Here is a 19888-nt window from a genome sequence, read left to right as displayed (position 1 = left end):
AATACCTCCTTTAGAATTTTTGAATCGGAATAGGATAACCGTCGCTATACTCTCTTATCGTTTTACCACCATTGGCAACGATGGTGTTCTCGTTGCAGTAGAGTATCTTACGATAGCCAAAGGCATCCAGTTTTCCAAGGTTCTTGTACAGAGTAAAGTTTGTGGCGGTGTCGCCGTCAAAAATACAGACAACACCTTTAGCGAAGAGATAGGGGCAATGGACAACCGCATAATAGAACTCTTCGTAATTTAAGAGAATGCCATTGTAAACAATCTCATCGGCCAGACGGCTTGGAACAACAAATGCACCGATATTGTTTTGGTAAGCCTTTTCTGCAATCACAGCAACTTCTTCAGTGCTGCAAGGTCCGGTTGATGGCCTGCTGATAATCATTTCATTAAAGGACCCCATATTTCGCCCCAAGCGTGGAGCCGGAGGTGCAGTTGGAAGCTTAATCTCAGGATCGGTTCGCAACTTGTAAGTATCATCACTTGTGATGCGGCCTTCAGGATCTGCTGGACAGCCATTGCATACTTCCCGTGAAAGCGGGAAAAGGTGTCTGAAAACACGTCCCCAACACAATGCTTTAGGAGAGGATACAAGCTCACTCATGATTCTATATCCAACCATTTGTGCTTCATATTCTCTGGCGCGGGGTTCTGTCAGTGCAGCTGTGAGGCTGTCATCATCGCTGAGGATATCCGGTTGTAGTAGCTTAATCGTGACCGTATAGTATTTTTTTGGTGGATTCGATTTTTTGTCGAATACATAGTTTGCATCAAGAAGGTCAATAAATCCGGTGCGATGCAGGAACAGCAGTAAGTTTACATTCCATGCAACATTTCTGTTTCCTGCATACTCGGCCTCCTCGACTGTCATCGTGGAAGGTGTGGCAGAAGTGTTCAAAACACATTCATCAGAATCAATCATTGCTGCAGGGTTAGAAAGCATCCCCTTCCAGCGAATAACCGCGCGGTCAACGGTGAGAACTCTTTTGCTGACAAGGCCCAGCGCCCGACGCACATCACCGTCGCTATCGTATCTGCTCTGATAAGGAATAAACAGGCTAAGCGATGGAAGCCTATCACGACCACCACGACCTACCTCCTGGTAAAATCTGCTCAGATTTTCAGGACAACAAGCATGGACGATCGTTCTGACATCGGGTTTGTCAACACCAATACCAAAGGCAGAGGTAGCAATCACAACATCAAAGTCGTGATTTTTCCAGCCGGTTAATATAGTGTTTCGGTCTGTTTCCGTGGTTTCTCCGGTAAAAACGGGGATATTTTTGTATCCAAATTCACGAAGCTTTTTTTGCAGTTCCTTAGCTTCTCTTGGTTCAAGCACATAGACAACCATCGGCTTTGGAAGCAATTTGATGGCCTCGATAGTCTTATCAACTTGTTCTTTTCGAGACTTTGCAGAGTGGAAATAGAATCGTGGCTCTTGCCGAAGTGCATCACAACGAACCTGAGCATTTTTACCGTCTGAACCAAACAGTGCAAACAAGGTGTCAACTACATCATCAGACAGCGTGGCCGAAAGCAGAAATGTACGGATGAACCCTTCCGATTCATATTTCCACTTCTTCAGAAGGATAGAGAAAATCTGAAAGTCGGGTCTAAAAAACACGCCCCAATCTGGAACAACATGGGCTTCATCAACCACAACATTGGTCAAATAGTGACTTTTTGCTGCATTGTCCAATATGCGGTGAAGCTCTGAGTTCTTCAAAATTGCCTCTGGAGAAGTAAACAGCATACGTGCCTTTTTATCTTTCAGAGCTTTGATGATTTCAACTCTTTCAATTTCAGATTGTTCGCCTCGATAACAATAAATCTCGGTTGCGTTTGTCAAGTTTTGCTGGGCTGCATAATACTGATCTAAAGCCAAGGCCACAGTGGGTACAATTACAACAGTTAACCCGTCAGAAGAACTTGCCAACAGCTGCGTAACCAAGCTCTTGCCACCGCCAGTAGGTAGCGAAATAAGAAGTGTATGGCCATTGGGTAAATTCAAAGCGGTATGAACGGCTACCTTTTGTTCAAAGCTTTTATAGGCGTTAAAGCCAGTATGTGTTGCCAGTATCGCATCACCGGAAGATTCAGTTTCAAGCTCAATACCATCGTCATGGCGAAGGGCGTACACATCCTTGATGTATTGATGAGGTTCAAGCCATTCTGGAATATGGTGTAAACAAGACACTTGCAGGTCATTTTCACACACGAGATCGAACTCTGTACCGTACTCTTTTACAACCGTGTAAAGTTTTTCAGTAAGCTTCACACGACCAAGAACTAAGATAAGGTCACGAATATTTAGGCATATATCCTTTGCTGATGCTTCTTCTCGTTTGAACTGAACGACGCGTCGGATAAATCCAATTACATAGCGTGATCTTGCTGCCTCCTGTATTTTCAAAAAATCAGATGTATCGACAAGATTTTTCTCTAATTCCGCAATGGCACTTTGGGACTTCATGGCTCCCACTATGTATTGCTGTAATACTTCTTTACTATCCATTACTTCTCACCCTCAAGAAACAGACTGCATCTAACTCCGGTTTTGCATTTTTGAGCGCCCGAAGTGTCACATCAAACAGATGTGCTCTTTCATCAACGCCGGACATATCTCGTTCAAAGTAGATACATTCTGCTCTATAACCATTCAAAACGCGCTGCATTTCTTTCTCAGCAGCTTCAAAATCAGAGCGCTTTTCAAGTCTGGCACAGGCCCGTTTGTAGGCTGTTGCAGAAGCTTTATCAATCAGAGGTTCCCATGTGCTGGGAGGGGTTCGACTGATAAAGTGCTCCAAAGGCGAAATTGACATTTTGCTGCCGCCACGCCGCCCAAGGTGGTTGACGCTATTGGGGCGCAGAGCAAGCAGAGTATTGATTATCTCCTTTTCGGGAACTTCTTTGCTTCGGGCTGTTAAGGGAACAGTAACAATAATCTGTTTGAGTGGGAGGTACATTCTATATTGCGCCAATGTTTGTAGGGTCATCCCATTTTCAAGCAACTCATCAAGTTTTGGTGCGATATTGTAGATGAATACAAGGCCATCATAGTTGTATGCTGCAACCGTTTCGATACCAGTGCATCTGCCTCTGTTACAGCCCACTGCATTTGAGATGATAGAATCGTAAACAGGGTCTCCCGGTGCAAAGAAAAGAATATCCTCTCGGGTTGCAGCAGTCCGGCGGTCAAAGGAACCTAGGAGCCTGCCTTCTCTTCTCATAATGGAGGAATTGGTATATTTATCCCACTCGGGAGGAATGAAAAGAGACTGCCTTGCCGCATTTACGCTGAAAGTGCTTTCTCTGAACTCAATCAAGCCAGAACTGGTAGGCTTTTCCGGGGAAAGACCAGCCTGTTTGCCCCAGCCCATCATGGCTGTGGCAAACAGATTGTCATCTTCCGATGCGTAGATACCGAGAACATTATCAATTCCCTGGGACAAGGGACGATACAAAGTGGCTCCAAGGTCAAAATCCTGCTCGTCCTCAACGCTTTCCCGCATTTCTTCTGCTTGATCCAGAATATCATCAAACGCATTGGTAAGGCCGGTATAGTAATCATCCAGCAGAGCATCAACAATCAATTCATTTAGTTCCCCGGTGATGATTTCAAGACCACTCAGAGACTGCTCAAACAGCTTCATGCCGTCTTTCCAAATGTGGAAGAGCTGCTCCTCAACAGAAGTATCTGCATAAAGTACAACAGACAAAACATCCATGTTGGGGGCACGCCCCAACCGGTCTAAGCGGCCAATACGCTGTTCAAGTGCATTGGCATTCCACGGCAAATCAAGATGAATAATCTGGGAGGCGTTCTGGAGGTTTCGGCCTTCACCACCGGTTTCGTCACAGATGATTACCCGACACGCAGGATTATTTTGAAAGGCATATACACTGTCTTCAAGTTCATCCCGATCCATGTGTTTGCCAAACGCTACCGCATGAATCCCCATATCGGCATATCGCGTGTTGAACAATTTCAGAAATTGAACAAGTGTAGCGTTATGCGCTGTAAATACGACCAGTTTGCAGGTTTCATCGTCCAAGATATCTGTCTCCTGGTCAATGTAGTTCATGGCAGTCATTAAGCGGCCTTTGATGAGATCAGGATCTTCATCAAGAGCGATATTCACTAAACTATGCTCATTCTCCGCTTGGCGCCTCCACGCAGCTGCGCTGTCCAACAATATTCCATCATCAATTTGGAGCTTATGGAGGGCATCTTCAAAGGCCCACGGGCTGCTGAACAACGCAGAAAGAAGAGGAATTGCAGTTTGGGTCACATATTCTTCATCATCTTCGCCGTTATCAGCAAGATAGGTGAGAGTGTTCTGAATTGCCCCTATCTCATTATAGTTTTCGTTAAGAGACAGCGGTGAGTACGGGATAGCACACAAGGTCCGTCGAGCCATTTTTTCAGAAATTAACTGCCGACGATTACGGATTACTCTTCGCTCAATTCTGTAATTCTCACAAATATACGCTAAAGCTTGCTTGACATTGGAAAGTCCCTGATCTTCTGTACTGATGTCAATATCCTTAACCATCTTCTCCAAAGCTGCATCTTCAAGTGTTTCCACAATGCTATTCAAATCATCTAAGACAATTTCTGTATACTCGTCATAGCGTTCCAGATATCCCAAAAGAAGATTAGCAGACTTTTGGATACGTTTTTGGCGCTTTACCATCCAGGAAAAGCGTTCAGCAGACATGGTCTCATATTGCTCTGGATTGAGTAGCGCAAGCAGACGGCGATACTCTTCATTTCTGTCCTGTATAGGGGTTGCAGACAAAAGCAGAATATGTGTTACTTTCCTGCTGAGATTCTGCACTTGGCTGTACCAAGTATCGTTGGCAAGAAGTCTATGTGTTTCGTCTACAATAGCAAGATCCCAGGGCATAGAAAGAGTCAGCAAAGATTTACCGATATCCTCCATAGGGAGTAGACAAATTGGGGCACGAGGAGAGGCAATAACAGCATCAAAACCATATTTGTAGTGTAGCTCATTTTTCCACTGGCTGGCCAATGCACCAGGCACAATAATGAGTACCCGGAGATCTTTCTTTTCGCTGGCTAATATACTGAGAATAGAACACGCTTCGACGGTCTTACCCAAGCCAACTTCATCAGCCAGCATATAGCGGACAGGCGTGGTTTCAAAGCAGCGAGCCACAGTGCTTATCTGGTGTGGGAGCAGAAAAGCACGGCAACCGGCAAGCACACGGAAACCATAGGTAGCGTTATTCACAAGGCGAAGATTCTTGCTTACCTTGAGATGATTGATGAACCATGTAGGGTGCTGGAACTCATAGTCCCGGAGTTGCTTGTCAGGGGCAAAGTTCATCTGCGAGTAATCAAACTTAAGTTCTGTTTCGCACTCTTTGATATGCTTTCCGTTTGGAAGTTTAATCCAATACCAAAAGGGTTCGTCCTCGGAATTGGGTTCAGAGACACGAGACACGATTGTGCCTCGCCCCCAACGTCCTTCAACAACACCACCTGGACAGGCTTCGCAGCGTGTCACCGCTTGAGCAAAAAACACATTGTACTGAAATAAATCCCCATAGTATTGCCTGCTTCCCAACAGATCGTGCATTTCGACCTTGACTGCATCGGCAATCTCGTTATACTCGACAAGCTGAGCAAGGACATAAAACCTGGGATGATCTCTGTCACCTTCTTCAACAACGATAGGACAGCGATAGTAACATCCTACCAACATACGCAGCTCTCCTTTCCCAGCTTAAGCAAGAAACTAATGCTGCATTGTAGCTTCTTGCGGTATTATAGGACTTTCAAATGTGTGTTTGATGTGCCTTTGTTCTTTCAAAAACTAAGCTTAGTCTGAAACTTAAAATCAGCGAGAGTTTTGATGCTGTTTCTTCAAGGTTCATCTCTGGAACTGGACATGCTAATTTCGCTACGCAGGAAAGATTCCATGCAGTTTCCTCTGTGAACACAATAGGTACACCAGTCAGAAGAAATGGCAGCTTTGTCTTTTCCACAAGTTTGGTTGAGATACTCTTTGGCTTCATCACAGAGGGAATCAGCCAACGCCTGGTTGTCTGGCTTGGGTAGCTTAGGGAGAGAATAGATTTTTTTCCATCCTTCTCGCTTAGTGAGTGCTTCAAACTGGCCGTAAGGATTTTTCTTTTCCACCTCGGAAATATCAATAGAAAACAAAGCGGCTCCAAATAGCTTTCGCATCTGCATATGTGAAGGCGCATAGAACCTCACAGTTGTCCCATAACCATTTGTGATAACTTCATGGACAAGATAGTTTTTGGCTCTTAGTTTAAGGTCAATAATCTCTGTTCGTTTCCAAAACTTAAAGTACGGTTCCAGCTTTTGCGTTTCCTGATCCATAATTTGGGACAAATATTTCATTGCGTCAGCGCGACTTCGCTTTCCAATTCTCTTCCATACCGCTTCAATCAGCAAATTCTCGAAATACTTTTGATACAGGAAGTTTCCTTGTACCACAGGACCATCTTCCATTACATAATCCAGGAAAAAACGATAAGGACACAAAAACATGTCCATCATCTGGTAACGGTCATATTTAACACCCTTGGTAATTTCTTTTCCAACAGATATAGAAAATGGTATAGATTTATGAACACTCTCTACTAACTTGGCCTTGGGAGCCAATCCCAGAATAGCCAACAGAGTATAAGGCTCGGTTGTTTCGTCACCGTATTGCTTAACATAGCTGAGGCGAACATCACACCGGTTGTAGCACAGCCCGTAGAATAGAGCATACCTCAGAAAATTGCTGCGTTCACCCAAGGAGGTGTAGTACACTTGGAACTGTAGGTCAATGGGTGAATAAGCCGCATGAATAAATTCATCCGTAAGGGGCCACGGGAGCTGATCGTTGACGGTCATATTCATGTCACGATCTGATACGCAAGCAAAATGATAGACCTTGCGCTGTTCCTTCTCAAATTGCCGTTTACTTTGCAGGATATCGCCATCAATCTGCTCGAAATTTTTTACAATCCAGTCTACGTCCTGGTCTTCGTCATTTTTCTGCTTCAGATAGTAATATAGACCCTGTTGCAAGTCTTTGAATGTACCAGAGAAAGTGGAGTTTTCCGGCTTGATTTTATCCAACCGCAGCTGTAAAGCCGTAATCAAAGCTCGTTCCTGCTCATTAGCCAGAGCCAATTCACGTTGCTTAAGGAACTCTTCAAGGTTGTGGAAATGCTTACCGAAATTGATGAGGTCCTCACGAGAATTGTCCAGGGCAAACAGATAGGTTGCAATCTCGTTAATCTCCTCAATCGCCCGGATGAGCGCAAGTATGTCTTTCTTGGTGACTTTATACTTGCTATAAACAGACAGATTTTTAAGTTCGGAGAGCGCATCCGTACCTGGTGTTGCAGCCAGCTTATCATAGTTTTTGGCATAGCCCTCAACGATTTCGCTTTGGAATTCCTCATATGTTGTCACATTCTCGAAGAGAATTGCGACGTTATAGAAAGTCCGAAGCAGCACTTCACCGGGAGCTACACTTAGGATATTGGAAGACAAGCACTCTTTGATGGCATTAACATCGAAGATGATATGTCGGCTCTCATAATCCCATAGACGGTAGATTGCAGAAAAAAACTGTCCGATGGGATAAGAAAGAAAGTGCCGATCTTTGGCATATTCGGGATAGTAAATTTTGAGCAAGGTATGTACATCCCTATTGGCCGTGTATACTTGCTCGTCTAAATGCCTGAGAACAGCAGCATTACTCCATACATTATTGCCTCTCTCCATGACGCTACGAGAGTCAGAATAGCTCTGGATAGCGGCATCAAAGTGGTTGGAGACAAAATGTGCATATTCGGTAATGTTTGCAAACTCCATAAGCTGAATACTCTCGTACAGCTTATACCATTTTCTAAGCAACGGGCTGCCTACTGCATTTCTATCTTCGCAAATTTCACCTAAGGCGCAGGCCAGAGCGTTGCTTGGATTTTGCATTGTGGGCGACTCATATTCACGAACAACGGTGTCATGGTGAATTGGAACTTCAAAGCACCCGTAGATTTCATTCCAAGAGGAATAAATCTTAGAGTATTTTTTGTGATAGTTGAACAGGAAGATGATGGTCATTCCCATCTTTTCCATTGCAAGCAAAAGGCGGAGCTGCACCGGTGTGAACTGATGCACGCCATGAATCACAATGCTATTAAAAGGCTGCTCTTTGGTGACTCCCACAGCCCTTTCGCAACGCTTTACCTCCTGCGGGGTACCAGTACATTCTTCAACTTCCTTCTTCGCAAGAGCGACAACAATTTCTTTGAGCTTTTCACGAGAAGGGGTCTTGGGGAACTGGAAAAGCGAACTTTTCTGCGCTTGTTTCAGCATATAGACAAACAGCTGCTGCTCTTTGTTGCCTTTGCTTCCATCAATCGCAGAGGCATTGATATCCAATTCTATGAATAAGCGGACAGCTTCCAGGAAATGGTTTTGATTTTTATCCAATGCCATGTAAAAAGGTTTGCTGATTTTTTCCTTTTCTAACAGCTGCTTGAACTTTGCAGAAAAAACACTGTACTGCTGAATCCGCAGGCTGATATTATCTGTCCATTGCATATAGACATCTTCATGCTCGACCAGATCATCCAACGGACAAATCAAGCCCTCAATTTTATCGCCTAAAACATCCTTAAAACCGTTTACCAGAGTCCTTGCACTGCAGAAGTGAGGCAAGGCAGAAATCTCATTCCAGAAATCCGCTTTATCTAACTTATAAGGATCTTCATATGTGTAGATCTTAAACGGCATTTCTTATACCTCCGTTTCTATGAGATTCTGCAAGGACAGATTCTGTTTGCCTTGGATTTCAATCCATGAAAACGAGCGGATTGCTCTTGTCATAGCAACATAGAGAATTCGAGTTTCCTCACGGGCTTTTTCAGACTTTTCTATAATTTCGTCGTAGAAATCGTTTTGAATGGTCTCGCCTGAATTGCCTACACTCATACTATATCCTATCCGATAACGGCCTTCGGACTTGGCGGTACTAATGTGGAGCTGCGTCCTCTTAATAAAGTTAATCGACGCAGAGCAGAAAGGCATGATTACATGACCATACTCAAGGCCCTTTGATTTATGTACCGTGATACACTGAATGGCAGTATCGTCCTCATTGCTTGTCGGTGTCCGGCTGTCAACAGAGACTTGGGAGATAATACTATTGTAAAGATGTTCCTGTAGCGTGTTAATTGTAAGCCTATCCACATTGTAAGCATTGATAAGCTGCTCAAACAGCAAGTCCACATTCAGCTGATAGTAGTGCTGTTTCCAAGGATCATCACTAAAGTGTTTCCAAGGTTCCAAAGTGCTGTATATTTTGCGAACGGCTTGCAGAATAGGTTGTGTCCTTAAACTCGCTACAATAGTTTCCCAAGTGTTGAATTTCTTATCAACGGTGTTGGCAAGCAATAGGTTCATATATCTAATCAGATAATTGACCTGTTCCTTTTCATCCACCTTAGCTCTCCACTTTCCAGTTCGGATCTTCATCCGAAGTTCATAGAGATTGGATTTAGGAATATCCAAATTGAAAAAATTGGAGGTCACAAGATTATACAGATAATCAGCTTCATCAAAGTGAACCAAGGCGTTAACCAAAGTGAGCATATCCATGGCAGGCTGGGACATATACAAGTCACCACCTGTGTTGGTATGTACGCTGATTCCCAAGCGGGCACAATCAGTACGAATCATATCAGCCTGCCAGTTTTCTCGCACCAAAATGGCAATGCTTTTTTCCTTTGCAGAGAGTTTTATACCGTGACTCTCTTCATACTGGATACGTCGCTGGATTCTTTTAATTTCCTCAACGAGAACAGGGATACGCATTTCCTCATTTGCAGCCGGAAGCCGCCGATAAAAACGATTTTTGGAGGACAAGTAATCTCCGTTGTAGTCCCTTGTGCCGATGAGCTTATCTTTGGCTGCATCGTAGGTAAGCAGCTCTTCGTCCATTTCTCCCCAAGCAGTGAAGGAACGGTCAAAGATATCCAGCAAGTGCTTGTCGGTGCGGTAGTTCCGCTGCAAAGAAAACTCCAACCACTTCTCGGGGGCATTGTCAATGACCAACTGGTCAAAGGCTTTTTCTTTTGCGCCACGGAAACGGTAAATGCACTGCTTAATATCACCCACAAGAAACAGATTATAGTCAAGCAGCTGAGCTATTCGTAACAGGGATTCAATTTGAGAGTCATCGGTATCCTGAAACTCATCAACAAACATAAACTGTTGAGCATTCTTATCCGTTTTCAATTCTCTGATTCTACTTTCACTATCCGGCTTACTAATGAAACGGTTAAGAATGGACATCATGGAACTGAGATGGATTTTGTTGTTTTCCAAAAGTTCCTCGAAATATTCTCGTTCAACAGATGGAATTACGCTGGCCAGCAGCTCGTGCAGTTCCCCGTGGGATTCGTCATTCAAAAGAGTTCCAAAGTCTTGGGGTTCAATATCCTGGATATCGACACTCTTATTGTGCAGCTTCCCAATGAAGTCAAGAATACTCTCTCGGATAGCATAAACAGGCATGCCAAGTTTGTCTGTATAATTCTTTCCGTATTCAATTCCTTTTTGATGGATATACGCATCAAGTAAATCAGAAATCTTCTTACGGCGGTAAAATTCGCTGGAGGTTGTACCTAAGTCAATCCCATAGCCAAAAGAAGTTCCCATTTGAGCAATTAGATTCTTTGCATAGGAATGAATGGTACTGATCTGCATGTGGTCGATTCTGGAGATCATCTCCAAGTAGTCCGGGTTAGAGGTCAGGAGATAACAATTTCTAAAGTATGTTTTGAGCTTTTCTTCCATTTGATCCGCAGCTTCATTTGTGAATGTAATCATCACAATGCGGTCAGCCATTTTTTGCAGAGGGGCATTTTGCGTGTAGCAAATAAAACCAATACGGGAAATCATGGTGTAGGTTTTGCCAGTACCAGCACCAGCGCGAATCACAATATTTTTTTCCGGCGAAGCGTGCTCAACTTCATACTGCTCAAAATTAAACTGGCTCTGCTCACTTAGCTTCTTGAGAATAAGCTTTTGGGCAGGGCTATATTGACCATTTGAAATCACAAAGGAATTTGTATTATTGTCGAAAGGCTCGCTCAATACGCTCATAGAGCAATGGAAGCCCATGAGCATATCATCAACAGAAGTCACCGAGGGAGTATGGCTTTTTTCCTCATCAAATGCAATTTCAATGTTTTCACGATTCCGTACTAACCCCCTTTGTGTAAGTGCTATATCAAGAGCATTAAGCACGGACATCATCTGCGATTTCTTAGAGAAAACACAATATAGTTTGCAGCCATGCAGATACTGAGCGGTCATATCGTTGATGATATCGCCATGCAAGCCATCGGATTCATCGAAATAATAGAATCGAGAATAATCGTGTTGATGGTAGACTGAGGACAGTTCTTTTTCTACTTCAGATTCACCATCTTCATCTATGTTGATATCAGTTTCGTATAAATTACGAACTTCCAACATAGTTCTTCGATCAAAAGGGTCTCTATTCCAGTTACTTACTTCCCGGAGAGCCTGGTCTAATTTATTGAAAAATGCTGTGTTGTCGACCAAGTTCTCCTTGAGAATGGTGAACTTCTCTTCCATGACTACATCCAGACGATGGGATCTAAAAAATGCCCTGGAGACTTGAGGTAAACAAACCATTTGGTATACAAGAGGAAATTTGCCGATGGTTTTCCGAAGGTGCCGTTCAATAGAAAAACGGTATCCGCGAGCTTGCTTTTGCGGGGAAGCCGCTACCTCTCCATCTGCGGTGCGAATGATAACAGCTTCATTGTTTTCAACGCGTAGAATATTTTCCTCACGCCATCCTTTAAGTTCGACTACCAGGATACCTTTTCCGGGCATAAGAATACAAACATCAAATTCTCGTCCAAAGATTTGACGGTTCCAATAGATGATGTTTGTGTCATCAAGATATTCCTGTGCTTTGTCGATAAATATTTTCTCGCCAAAGTTTTCAGTATTGCCCGAGCCAATCAGTTTTCCCATCGAACGTCACCTCGTTGATCACGGGGGGTACACCAAGCCACCCTATTCTAATATTAAAATGTTTTGTGTCCGATAAAAAGGACTTAATTATTTGTGTCAAGAGAAGAAGCATCTGGAGATATATCCTCGTCCTTGATAAAGCCCATCATGTCTCTAGCATTGCAGTTCAAAACATCTGCAATTTTAAGCATAACGGCTAATGTTACTTCCTGGTTTTTACGGAGCTTGGTGAAGGTTGCTGAAGATAATCCAGCCTGTTTTCTTAATGTTGCTTTGCTAATTTCTCGTTCGGACAGCATAACCCAAAGCTTCTTGTAACTAACTTTCATAGTGCCACTCCTTGTTTTGTTTCCAGGAAAATAGTGTTAATTTTATTATAACATATCGAATTTAAGTTTTCAATACACTTTGATGAAAACGCGATAAGAAGAATGAAAATACGCTGTTTTTGTTGAGAATCTAAATCAAATTGACTCTTTAGCGAAAGTTCTATTGGATTCCTGTTCAAAGCTATGCTCTATCTCCATACTCATGAGTCTGTCCACATTGGCCTTTGCCGCCAGTAGCTCCCGCATTTCCTCACGGGAGTGCCGGTACTCGGCGTAGGTCTTTTTCTTTTCCTCCAGCAGCCGAGCATATTCAGCTTGCAGTTCTTTAACTTTGGGCAGCTTCTTGACTCCCATATCATCAAAGGCATTTTTTGCCGCCTGATGAAGCAGAATTTCTTCCTCATGTTCCTCGCGGAATTTCTTTGAATAGCCAGCTTTTCGGTAGGCTACATAGGTGTCACGAGTCTTGGCATAGTTGATGATGTGGGTTCGCAAGACGGCGATCTCCGCCATGCGTTTCTCCGCTGCTTTGATTTTTGCAGATAATTCATTGTGGTAGGCAGTAACTGCCGCAGCTTTTTCTTCCAGCACCGCGTACTCCAATAGGTTATGTTCGGTGAGATAATTCACGGTCTGCGCCATCTGTTTCAAATTAAAAATCTTGGCCCATCGAGCATAGCCAGCACCTTTTCCAGTTTGGAGCTTTGCTTGGATGTCAACCAGCAGATTGACCTTTGGCGGATCTGCTTGCTTGATTGACTTCTGACGGGGCGTATGCTCCTTTTGACCGGTGAGAACAGCCAACAGGTCTACCAGGGTGTAGCCTTTGCCCAGGCTGTCAAGGCGGGATACTTTGCTCCAGCCGGGGAGCTTCAAACGGTAAGATTTCCCGCGCTTGGATACTTCACAGCCGGATTCTCGGAGTAGCTTCAGTAGCTCATCCAGGTCAGGGGTATTGAAATCGAAAATCGGCACGAAGTCCTCATGCTGGAAATATTGTTCCGTATCCAGCCCACAGCGAGACATCAGGGCATGAGCTGCACTTGCTTTTTGCCTTTTTGCGCTCCAGAAATCCGGTGGATACCAGCTTTTCCAAAATCTCGGCGCGGGTGGCCGGGGTCCCCAGGCCTTTGCGCTCGGCGTCCTCCGGCATATCGCCCTTTCCGGCAGTCTCCATCGCAGAAAGCAGCGTATCTTCGGTGAAGTGCTTGGGCGGGGTGGTCTTGCCCTCCTTGACGGCAGCACCAGAAAGGGGCAGCGTCTGACCCTCAGACAGCTTCGGCAGGGCCTTGTCCTCGGTTTCCGGCTCCGCATTTTTTAATCCGGCGCGGTAGGCAGCGTCCAGCGCCCGCCATAGCTTCTGATTTTGCAGGCATCGCCGCTGTTGCCTTCCACGGTGTAGACCCGACTGCCGTCCGTGCCAATGACAAGGTCCACATGGTCGGCGCTGCCATCCAGGTCCCAATCGAAGAAAATAGCGTCGCCAGGTGCAAGGTTTTCATAGCCCCGTGCGCCCCATTGCCCGTGAGACTGGAACCAGGGAACGCCCTGGGACTGACAACCTGCAAAAGGGAACATCAATCGCCAAATTGCCGCAGATAACAAATTGCTGAAGGAACTCAAGGCTCGCATCACCCGGATTTACAACTGGACGAAGGAGCAGGCCCAGGCCGAACAGCCCCAGGACAGCGGCAGCCTTGTAGCCCGGTTATACGAAGCCCAGGCGGAGGTCAACAGGAACAAAGCCCGCTACCGCTCCGGCAAGATTAAGGCTCTCCAAGAGAACGCTAAACTGCTGGCATTCTTGCAGGGAAACGGCATTACTTCCATGGAGCAGCTTTATGAAAAAGTCTCCGACATGAATGATGCCTATTACGATTTGCGCGGCAAAATTGTCAAGGCCGAGCGCCGTCTTGCTGTCTTGGATGAACGGCTGGAAATGTGGGCGCAGTATGAGAAGTACAAGCCCATTCGCCAAAAGCTGGATAAGGTGAAACCGGGTAAGCGGGAGAAGTACCAGCAGGAGCATAGGGCCGAGTTAGCCGACTTTGACACCGCTGCTGATTTTCTCAAACGGCTAAAGGAATCCGGCGAGGCGATCACGCCCAAGGCATGGCGGGCCGAGGTTGCGAAGCTGACCGCGCAGAAGGATTTCGATTATCAGAAAATGAGGGATATGCGGGATGAAATCAAAGCCGTTGAAAATCTCCGCAAGGCCGCTGATCGGCTGGCCCATGAGGGACAGCACCAGCAGAAGGAGACTGAACGATAACACTATAATTTTGAAGAAAGGATTTTGCAGTTATGGATATGAACCCGTGGGAGCGCCGCCAAAAGATTTTGGAGGTCTTATGCCTCCGGCGACATGATACTCACAGAAATCTGGCACATGAGTTTAACGTCAGCACCGGGACAATTCGCCGGGACATTGTGGTACTGACCTGCTCCTATCCGGTCGAAACCGTCAAAGGCCACCATGGCGGCGTCAGAGTTGCCGAATGGCTCCACCTTGACCGCCGTTCTCTGAACTCTGCGGAGGTCAGTTTTCTCCGCAGGCTGGGGGAATCCTTGGACGGCCCCGACCTGGAAATGCTCAACCGGATTATCGCTATCTTTTCACATTGAGGGCAACCACCATGCGAATGAAAATCAGCGAAATCAAAATCAATCCTGGGCGGCGCGACACCCAGCAGAGGAATGTGGAGGAACTGGCCCGGAGCATCGCCGCCGTGGGCCTGATGAACCCGATCACCGTCACCCAGGACAACACGCTTATCGCTGGCCTGCATCGCCTGGAGGCGGTGAAGCTGCTGGGCTGGACGGAGATCGAGTGCGTTGTCAGTGAGGCGGACGGCCTGCAAGCGGAGTTGGCCGAGATTGACGAGAACTTTGTCCGGGCTGGCCTGTCCCACCGTGAGCTGGGCGATCTGCTTCTGCGCCGAAAAGAACTCTATGAGGCCATCCACCCGGAGACACGCCAGGGCCAGCGCAACGGGCAGACAGCTAAAAACGAAAATTTTTCGCTTTTAGAAACGAAGTCATTTTCTCAGGACACCGCCGACAAGCTGGGTGTCAGTAAACGTACCGTTGAGCAGCTTGTCCAGACCGCCCGCGACTTGACCCCGGAGGCCAAGAAAACCATCCGGGATGCTGGCGATAAGATCACCAAGGGGGCCGCGCTGAAAATTTCCAGACTGCCCCCTGACCAGCAGGAGGAAGCCGCTGCCGTTTTGACCATAGCGCCGCCTACACCGAAGCGGCAGGGGATGATGGACAGTGAATCGGCGTTGAGCGAGTTTAAGACCCTCTGTGCCCGCTATGTTTCCGGCATTGAATCCCTCCACCATCGGGCGGAAATTTTCGCCGGAATGACAATTTCCCAATTTGATGAGCTTGGAGACAGTGCATATTCGGTCACGACCGCAATCAAAGGATTTTTCGAGAAAGTGCATGAAATCCGACACGAAATGGAGAAGGAACATGAAAACTGACTACATCACCAGAGGCTCCACCCTGCCGCCCTAAACTGCTAATTTCTCTCCAATTCGACAAATCCGTGTGCAACAATCAAATATCCCGGTCTGTCCAATCCACGATAGCAGTATTTCTTGAATCTGGTCGCCAGCAGCTTGGGTCACAGCTCCGCCAAACAAGTCATCCAGGCTGGTCATTTGGATTTTTGCCGCGCTCCCCTTCATGACGCGACCTCTAAGGTCAGGGCCTCATATGCCGCTGACACCTTGCCGGAGGGGTCATGCACAAAAATGCTTTTGCCCTCGGCGCTTGTTTCAGCCGCGCGGATGGAGCGGGGAATAATGGTGTCGAAGATTCTTAGCTGGTCGCCGTATGTACCCCGCAGCAGTTCCACGATTTCCTGCGAATAGGTTGTCCGCATGTCTGCCATGGTGATTAAAATGCCGCTGATTGTGAGAGTGGGGTTGATCTGCCGCTTCACTCTGCCGATGGCCCTCATGAGCTGTTCCATGCCTTTCAGAGATAGATAGTGGGCCTGCATAGGTATTAGGACTTCATCTGCCGCAGACAAGGCATTGATGGTGAGCATACCCAAGGAGGGGCAGCAGTCCAGGAGAATCACGTCGTATTGGTCGCGGACGGTGTTTAGATACTCTTGGAGTATCGTTTCCCGGCTCATGATGTTTACCAGCGTGACCTCCATAGCGGCTAGGTCGATGTTGGCGGGGAGCAGGTCTAACCCTTCTTTCTGGTGGAGGATTCCCTCTCCGGAGGCCAGTGGCTTGTCCCCAATAACTTTGCCCAGCACGGTGGCAAGGGTTTCGTCTAGCTGGTCCGGGTGCTGATAGCCCAGGCTGGCGGTAAGGGAGCCCTGTGCGTCCACGTCCACCAGTAGGACGCGTTTACCCTTGCGGGCTAGGCCCACGCCTAAGTTTACAGTGGTGACAGTCTTACCAACTCCGCCTTTTTGATTGCAGATTGCGATTACTTTACTCATTTTCATATTCCTTTCAGCTATAAATCGGTATATAGTATAGCCATTTAGTTTATTTCATTTTTTGTCCTTTATGTGACCCGCTTCTTTTGGCGGCTGTCTTTTTTTGCCTCCTTTTGCCCTTTTTTTCATGGAAAAAGAATTAGGACAAACCTGATTCCCCTTGAATTTACTGGGTTTTCTGGTTTGTCCTTATTATTACATATGGGCACACATTTGCTACGACAGCACTCCAAAACGGCATAGATGTAAAAACCGTCTCCTCTATGCTCGGCCACTATGACGCAGGCTTTACGCTGAGAACCTACACCCACGCCACCCGACAAAAGCAGGAACAGGCTGCTGAGAAGATTGGGAATTTTATGAACCAGGTCAGATAAAAGTGGGTCAAGAACCGCAAAACGGCTGGGACTTCCTCTCCGGAAGTTTCCAGCCGTTTTCGCTCATTTCCGCATGTGGGTCAGGGTGTGGGTCAAGCCCAATTTTGAAAGCCCATTGGACAAAACAAAAACCCCGCAGACCGCAGTCTTACGGGGTTTTGTGGAGCTGCTATCCAGATTCGAACTGGAGACCTCATCCTTACCAACACACTGAGATGTGTCCAAGCGGTGCTATCCGGCACTGTTTGGGCGTTTTTTGTACCAATATGGGTGGTCTATAACGGTATTCCACCCACTGTTTCCACACAGTTTTTCCGCGTGTGGGTCAGGGTGTGGGTCAAGAGCCAAAACTCAAAGCAAAGGCACGGGCATAAAGACATAGAACCGCCCTCAAAATTTGCGCCGCAAAACAAAGAAAGTCCGTTTTGGATGTGGCATTAGCTTCTGGCATCATTTTCGTAATTTCTGCTACCATGGATGGTGTCATCCAGTAAGCATATTTTTGCATTTTTTCGCTCAAAAACTCTCCTTTCTGACCGACCCCTGATTTCGGGGGCCGGTAATCCCTGATTTTTCCCTAACGACCGGCTCTGCCGGACGATGTAAGTTGCGCGGTAGACCCCGCGCTTTAACCTGCTTGTCTTTTTGACCGTTTTCTGCGTCCTGTCTTGCCGGATAAACTTGCAACCCTTTGCATACTGGGGGACGGTTTCCACCCCACGGATACCGCCCTCACAAATCGCTACAAATGCCCTCACACGGCGTTCTGGGCCTGCTCTCGTCTTGTTCCTTGAGAGCGGCCTCGGTTCGCTTAACACGGCTTTCACAGGGATCACAAACGCCTACCTTGATGTCTGGCACTCGTTGTGGTACTTGACTGCTCCCTGGATGGGGAGAATCGTAAAAATCAAATTGCCGTTGCGAACCTGCCCATTCTCAGATTCATACTTTGTCGGCTCCGTCAGGATAAGCGTTTTGTACTCCAACTCCCGCACATATTTCCGCACCGTGTTCTCGCTCATGCCCACCGCCTTGCCAATAGTTTTGTAGCTTGGCCAGCACTGGTGCGACTTCCTGTCCTCGCAATACATGAGATAAGCGTAGACAGCCAGCTCGCCAGCCGACAAACCTAAACTGAAAATTGCGTTTGGCAGAGGAAAGAAATTCTTTGCTCCGCTGCATGATGCTCTCAAGAAATTACTCATATCTCATTACATCCTGTCTGACTCTCGACCCACGAGAGAAATTTCTCCTTGGGAACCACCAGGCGCGAACCGATTCTCAGCACAGGAAAGTCCTCCTGATGCAGCAACTCATAGGCCCCTGCAACTGAAATTCCCAAGACTTCTGCCACTGTTTTCGCATTGAGAAACAGTGGCAGTTCGTCATAACTTTTGAACTTTGATTGAACCACTCCGCACCTCCTAAAAAATATCTTGACTTTTCTGTCCGCTTGCTGTAGACTAATTCTTAAAGACAGTTTGATTTACCGGCCGTCATATGGTAACACATGGCAGCTCATTTGTCAAGGACAATTTCAAAAATATTTTTATCTTTTCAAAAGGAGTGCAACCAAGATGGCTGACTATCTGTTCTACACCTACTTTGAAGAGGGCCGCGAGTATTTTGTCTACAAAGATTTGACGTTCGAACGCTCACACAAAAAAGAAAAAGACTTCCCATTTCTGGAAAGCCTCTTGCGATTCACCTATTTGGACATCTGGCCGATGGAGAACCTGTTTAAGAAAATGGACAAGGCCCTGCTGAATTTTTACCGGGAACGGGATGCAGACTCAAGGGGAATAGTGATGAGCACTCTGGAGGAACTTGCTAAGAAACACATCTATTTCGAGTTTCTACGTTTTGACTGGCAGGCGCGGTTCCGCAATGCAGAGCAACATCCTGATGATGTTCAAGAGATTCTCCCCCACAAGCAGCTGCGGCACATCCCCAGCGACCTCGATACGCTCCAAAAACAAATCATGCGCCTGTTCCAAGATGTACTTGACATCGATGACGGCAAGAAGAGACCTGTTCATGAAAAGTTGCAAGCGTATCTGGACAAAGAGAAAAGAGAACCGCTCTATGCCTATCAGTTTAGGCCAATCTCTACCATCTATGAGCGAACCGGCAACGGTACTTTTGCCGAAGTGTTACACCCAACTTCTATCTCCGACCTGGTAGAGTTCTCCCTCCGGGAGTGTGTCAAGCGAGAACAGCGTATGCGTATCTGCTCGTACTGTGGCAAATATTTTGCCATCCCCCGGCGCAATACGGCAGAGTTCTGCAATTTGACCGTTGACGAGAACGGGCACACTTGCAGAGAGGTTGGCGCGGTAAAGCGCTGGGCGGAGAAGAAAAACTCGGACGAACTATTCAAGGAGTACCGCCGGGAGTATAAAAAGCGATTCAACTGGATTAAGGCGGGGAAGATCAGCCCCGGTGCGTTCTATGCTTGGAGCGCTGCGGCAAAGGGTAAGCGTGACGAATGCGCTGCCGGTAAAATGTCTTTTGATGAGTTTAAAGAGTGGCTGAGTGAATTCTAATTTCTGACCGACGTATTCTTTGTTTAGTGGCGCAAATTATTATGGGTTTTACCTGGATTTTACACAGAGCCCCTTTTGAG

At 46.4% G+C, this 19888-nt stretch carries 14 protein-coding genes and 3 pseudogenes; 5 read left to right on the top strand and 12 right to left on the bottom strand.

The window, feature by feature from the left end; translation table 11 throughout:
- Positions 1 to 10 precede the first annotated feature (10 nt).
- From ADH66_RS12525 to ADH66_RS12490, 8 genes and pseudogenes are all read right to left on the bottom strand, one after another.
- A complete protein-coding gene (locus tag ADH66_RS12525; RefSeq protein WP_066540146.1) occupies positions 11 to 2527 on the bottom strand; it encodes a helicase-related protein in 2517 nt (838 codons plus the stop codon).
- Complete coding sequence (locus tag ADH66_RS12520; RefSeq protein WP_066540149.1) at positions 2520 to 5744, bottom strand: SNF2-related protein; 3225 nt, start codon at positions 5742 to 5744, stop codon at positions 2520 to 2522. Before ADH66_RS12520 ends, ADH66_RS12525 begins: the two co-directional genes overlap by 8 nt.
- Positions 5745 to 5905: 161 nt before the next feature.
- Positions 5906 to 8806 (bottom strand): hypothetical protein, encoded by a 2901-nt coding sequence (locus ADH66_RS12515; RefSeq protein WP_066540151.1) that lies wholly within the window; start codon positions 8804 to 8806, stop codon positions 5906 to 5908.
- Between the two features lie 3 nt (positions 8807 to 8809).
- Positions 8810 to 12085 carry a UvrD-helicase domain-containing protein gene (locus tag ADH66_RS12510; RefSeq protein WP_066540155.1) on the bottom strand — a complete coding sequence of 1092 codons (3276 nt, stop codon included), beginning with the start codon at positions 12083 to 12085 and terminating at the stop codon, positions 8810 to 8812.
- 83 nt (positions 12086 to 12168) lie between these two features.
- The gene (locus tag ADH66_RS12505) at positions 12169 to 12414 is read right to left on the bottom strand and encodes a helix-turn-helix domain-containing protein (protein WP_066540158.1); all 246 of its coding nucleotides are present in this window, start codon (positions 12412 to 12414) and stop codon (positions 12169 to 12171) included.
- Positions 12415 to 12549: 135 nt separating this feature from the next.
- Positions 12550 to 13362: pseudogene (locus ADH66_RS12500) on the bottom strand (relaxase/mobilization nuclease domain-containing protein); the annotation flags it as partial.
- 80 nt (positions 13363 to 13442) lie between these two features.
- A pseudogene (locus ADH66_RS12495) lies at positions 13443 to 13768 on the bottom strand (DNA topoisomerase); the annotation flags it as partial.
- Complete coding sequence (locus tag ADH66_RS12490) at positions 13732 to 14046, bottom strand: CHAP domain-containing protein (RefSeq protein ID WP_407922897.1); 315 nt, start codon at positions 14044 to 14046, stop codon at positions 13732 to 13734. The pseudogene ADH66_RS12495 and the gene ADH66_RS12490, both read right to left, overlap by 37 nt.
- Between ADH66_RS12490 and ADH66_RS12485 the strand changes: the two genes are divergently transcribed.
- From ADH66_RS12485 to ADH66_RS12475, 3 genes are read left to right on the top strand one after another with little or no spacing between them, the layout of a single operon-like run.
- Positions 14021 to 14686: a hypothetical protein gene (locus ADH66_RS12485; RefSeq protein WP_066540165.1), complete on the top strand. Its 666-nt coding sequence runs from the start codon at positions 14021 to 14023 to the stop codon at positions 14684 to 14686. The two genes, ADH66_RS12490 and ADH66_RS12485, sit on opposite strands and share 26 nt — an antisense overlap.
- Before the next feature lie 32 nt (positions 14687 to 14718).
- Positions 14719 to 15039 carry a DeoR family transcriptional regulator gene (locus ADH66_RS12480; RefSeq protein WP_236757034.1) on the top strand — a complete coding sequence of 107 codons (321 nt, stop codon included), beginning with the start codon at positions 14719 to 14721 and terminating at the stop codon, positions 15037 to 15039.
- Between the two features lie 17 nt (positions 15040 to 15056).
- Positions 15057 to 15905 (top strand): ParB N-terminal domain-containing protein, encoded by an 849-nt coding sequence (locus ADH66_RS12475; RefSeq protein WP_207652991.1) that lies wholly within the window; start codon positions 15057 to 15059, stop codon positions 15903 to 15905.
- A 203-nt stretch (positions 15906 to 16108) separates the two neighbouring features.
- On the opposite strand, the gene ADH66_RS12470 is transcribed toward ADH66_RS12475, so the two are convergent.
- Complete coding sequence (locus tag ADH66_RS12470) at positions 16109 to 16885, bottom strand: ParA family protein (RefSeq protein WP_066540169.1); 777 nt, start codon at positions 16883 to 16885, stop codon at positions 16109 to 16111.
- 206 nt (positions 16886 to 17091) lie between these two features.
- On the opposite strand from ADH66_RS12470, the pseudogene ADH66_RS12465 reads away from it, so the two are divergent.
- A pseudogene (locus ADH66_RS12465) lies at positions 17092 to 17262 on the top strand (tyrosine-type recombinase/integrase); the annotation flags it as partial.
- A 337-nt stretch (positions 17263 to 17599) separates the two neighbouring features.
- Here the strand turns inward: ADH66_RS12465 and ADH66_RS12460 are convergent.
- The 3 genes from ADH66_RS12460 to ADH66_RS12450 all read right to left on the bottom strand — a co-directional run bounded on the left by ADH66_RS12460 (position 17600) and on the right by ADH66_RS12450 (position 18676).
- Positions 17600 to 17782, bottom strand: coding sequence for a hypothetical protein (locus tag ADH66_RS12460; RefSeq protein ID WP_088364441.1), 183 nt, complete (start codon positions 17780 to 17782; stop codon positions 17600 to 17602).
- A 322-nt stretch (positions 17783 to 18104) separates the two neighbouring features.
- Positions 18105 to 18467: a helix-turn-helix domain-containing protein gene (locus ADH66_RS12455; RefSeq protein ID WP_066540171.1), complete on the bottom strand. Its 363-nt coding sequence runs from the start codon at positions 18465 to 18467 to the stop codon at positions 18105 to 18107.
- Positions 18464 to 18676, bottom strand: coding sequence for a helix-turn-helix domain-containing protein (locus ADH66_RS12450; protein WP_066540174.1), 213 nt, complete (start codon positions 18674 to 18676; stop codon positions 18464 to 18466). Before ADH66_RS12450 ends, ADH66_RS12455 begins: the two co-directional genes overlap by 4 nt.
- A gap of 163 nt (positions 18677 to 18839) precedes the next feature.
- Here ADH66_RS12450 and ADH66_RS12445 point away from each other — a divergent pair, with 163 nt between their 5' ends.
- Positions 18840 to 19808: a DUF6076 domain-containing protein gene (locus ADH66_RS12445; protein ID WP_066540179.1), complete on the top strand. Its 969-nt coding sequence runs from the start codon at positions 18840 to 18842 to the stop codon at positions 19806 to 19808.
- Positions 19809 to 19888 lie beyond the last annotated feature (80 nt).

The organism is Acutalibacter muris (genome assembly GCF_002201475.1).
Classification (GTDB): domain Bacteria; phylum Bacillota; class Clostridia; order Oscillospirales; family Acutalibacteraceae; genus Acutalibacter; species Acutalibacter muris.
This window is presented reverse-complemented; position numbering and strand designations above follow the sequence as displayed.

What these genes read in the sequence shown, in the direction of transcription:
- ADH66_RS12525 (WP_066540146.1), bottom strand. Translation starts at nt 2,527, where the DNA reads ATGGATAGTAAAGAAGTATTACAGCAATACATAGTGGGAGCCATGAAG.
- ADH66_RS12520 (WP_066540149.1), bottom strand. Translation starts at nt 5,744, where the DNA reads ATGTTGGTAGGATGTTACTATCGCTGTCCTATCGTTGTTGAAGAAGGT.
- ADH66_RS12490 (WP_407922897.1), bottom strand. Translation starts at nt 14,046, where the DNA reads ATGCGAGCCTTGAGTTCCTTCAGCAATTTGTTATCTGCGGCAATTTGG.
- ADH66_RS12455 (WP_066540171.1), bottom strand. Translation starts at nt 18,467, where the DNA reads ATGAGTAATTTCTTGAGAGCATCATGCAGCGGAGCAAAGAATTTCTTT.
- ADH66_RS12515 (WP_066540151.1), bottom strand. Translation starts at nt 8,806, where the DNA reads ATGCCGTTTAAGATCTACACATATGAAGATCCTTATAAGTTAGATAAA.
- ADH66_RS12505 (WP_066540158.1), bottom strand. Translation starts at nt 12,414, where the DNA reads ATGAAAGTTAGTTACAAGAAGCTTTGGGTTATGCTGTCCGAACGAGAA.
- ADH66_RS12475 (WP_207652991.1), top strand. Translation starts at nt 15,057, where the DNA reads ATGAAAATCAGCGAAATCAAAATCAATCCTGGGCGGCGCGACACCCAG.
- ADH66_RS12470 (WP_066540169.1), bottom strand. Translation starts at nt 16,885, where the DNA reads ATGAGTAAAGTAATCGCAATCTGCAATCAAAAAGGCGGAGTTGGTAAG.
- ADH66_RS12510 (WP_066540155.1), bottom strand. Translation starts at nt 12,085, where the DNA reads ATGGGAAAACTGATTGGCTCGGGCAATACTGAAAACTTTGGCGAGAAA.
- ADH66_RS12480 (WP_236757034.1), top strand. Translation starts at nt 14,719, where the DNA reads ATGGATATGAACCCGTGGGAGCGCCGCCAAAAGATTTTGGAGGTCTTA.
- ADH66_RS12445 (WP_066540179.1), top strand. Translation starts at nt 18,840, where the DNA reads ATGGCTGACTATCTGTTCTACACCTACTTTGAAGAGGGCCGCGAGTAT.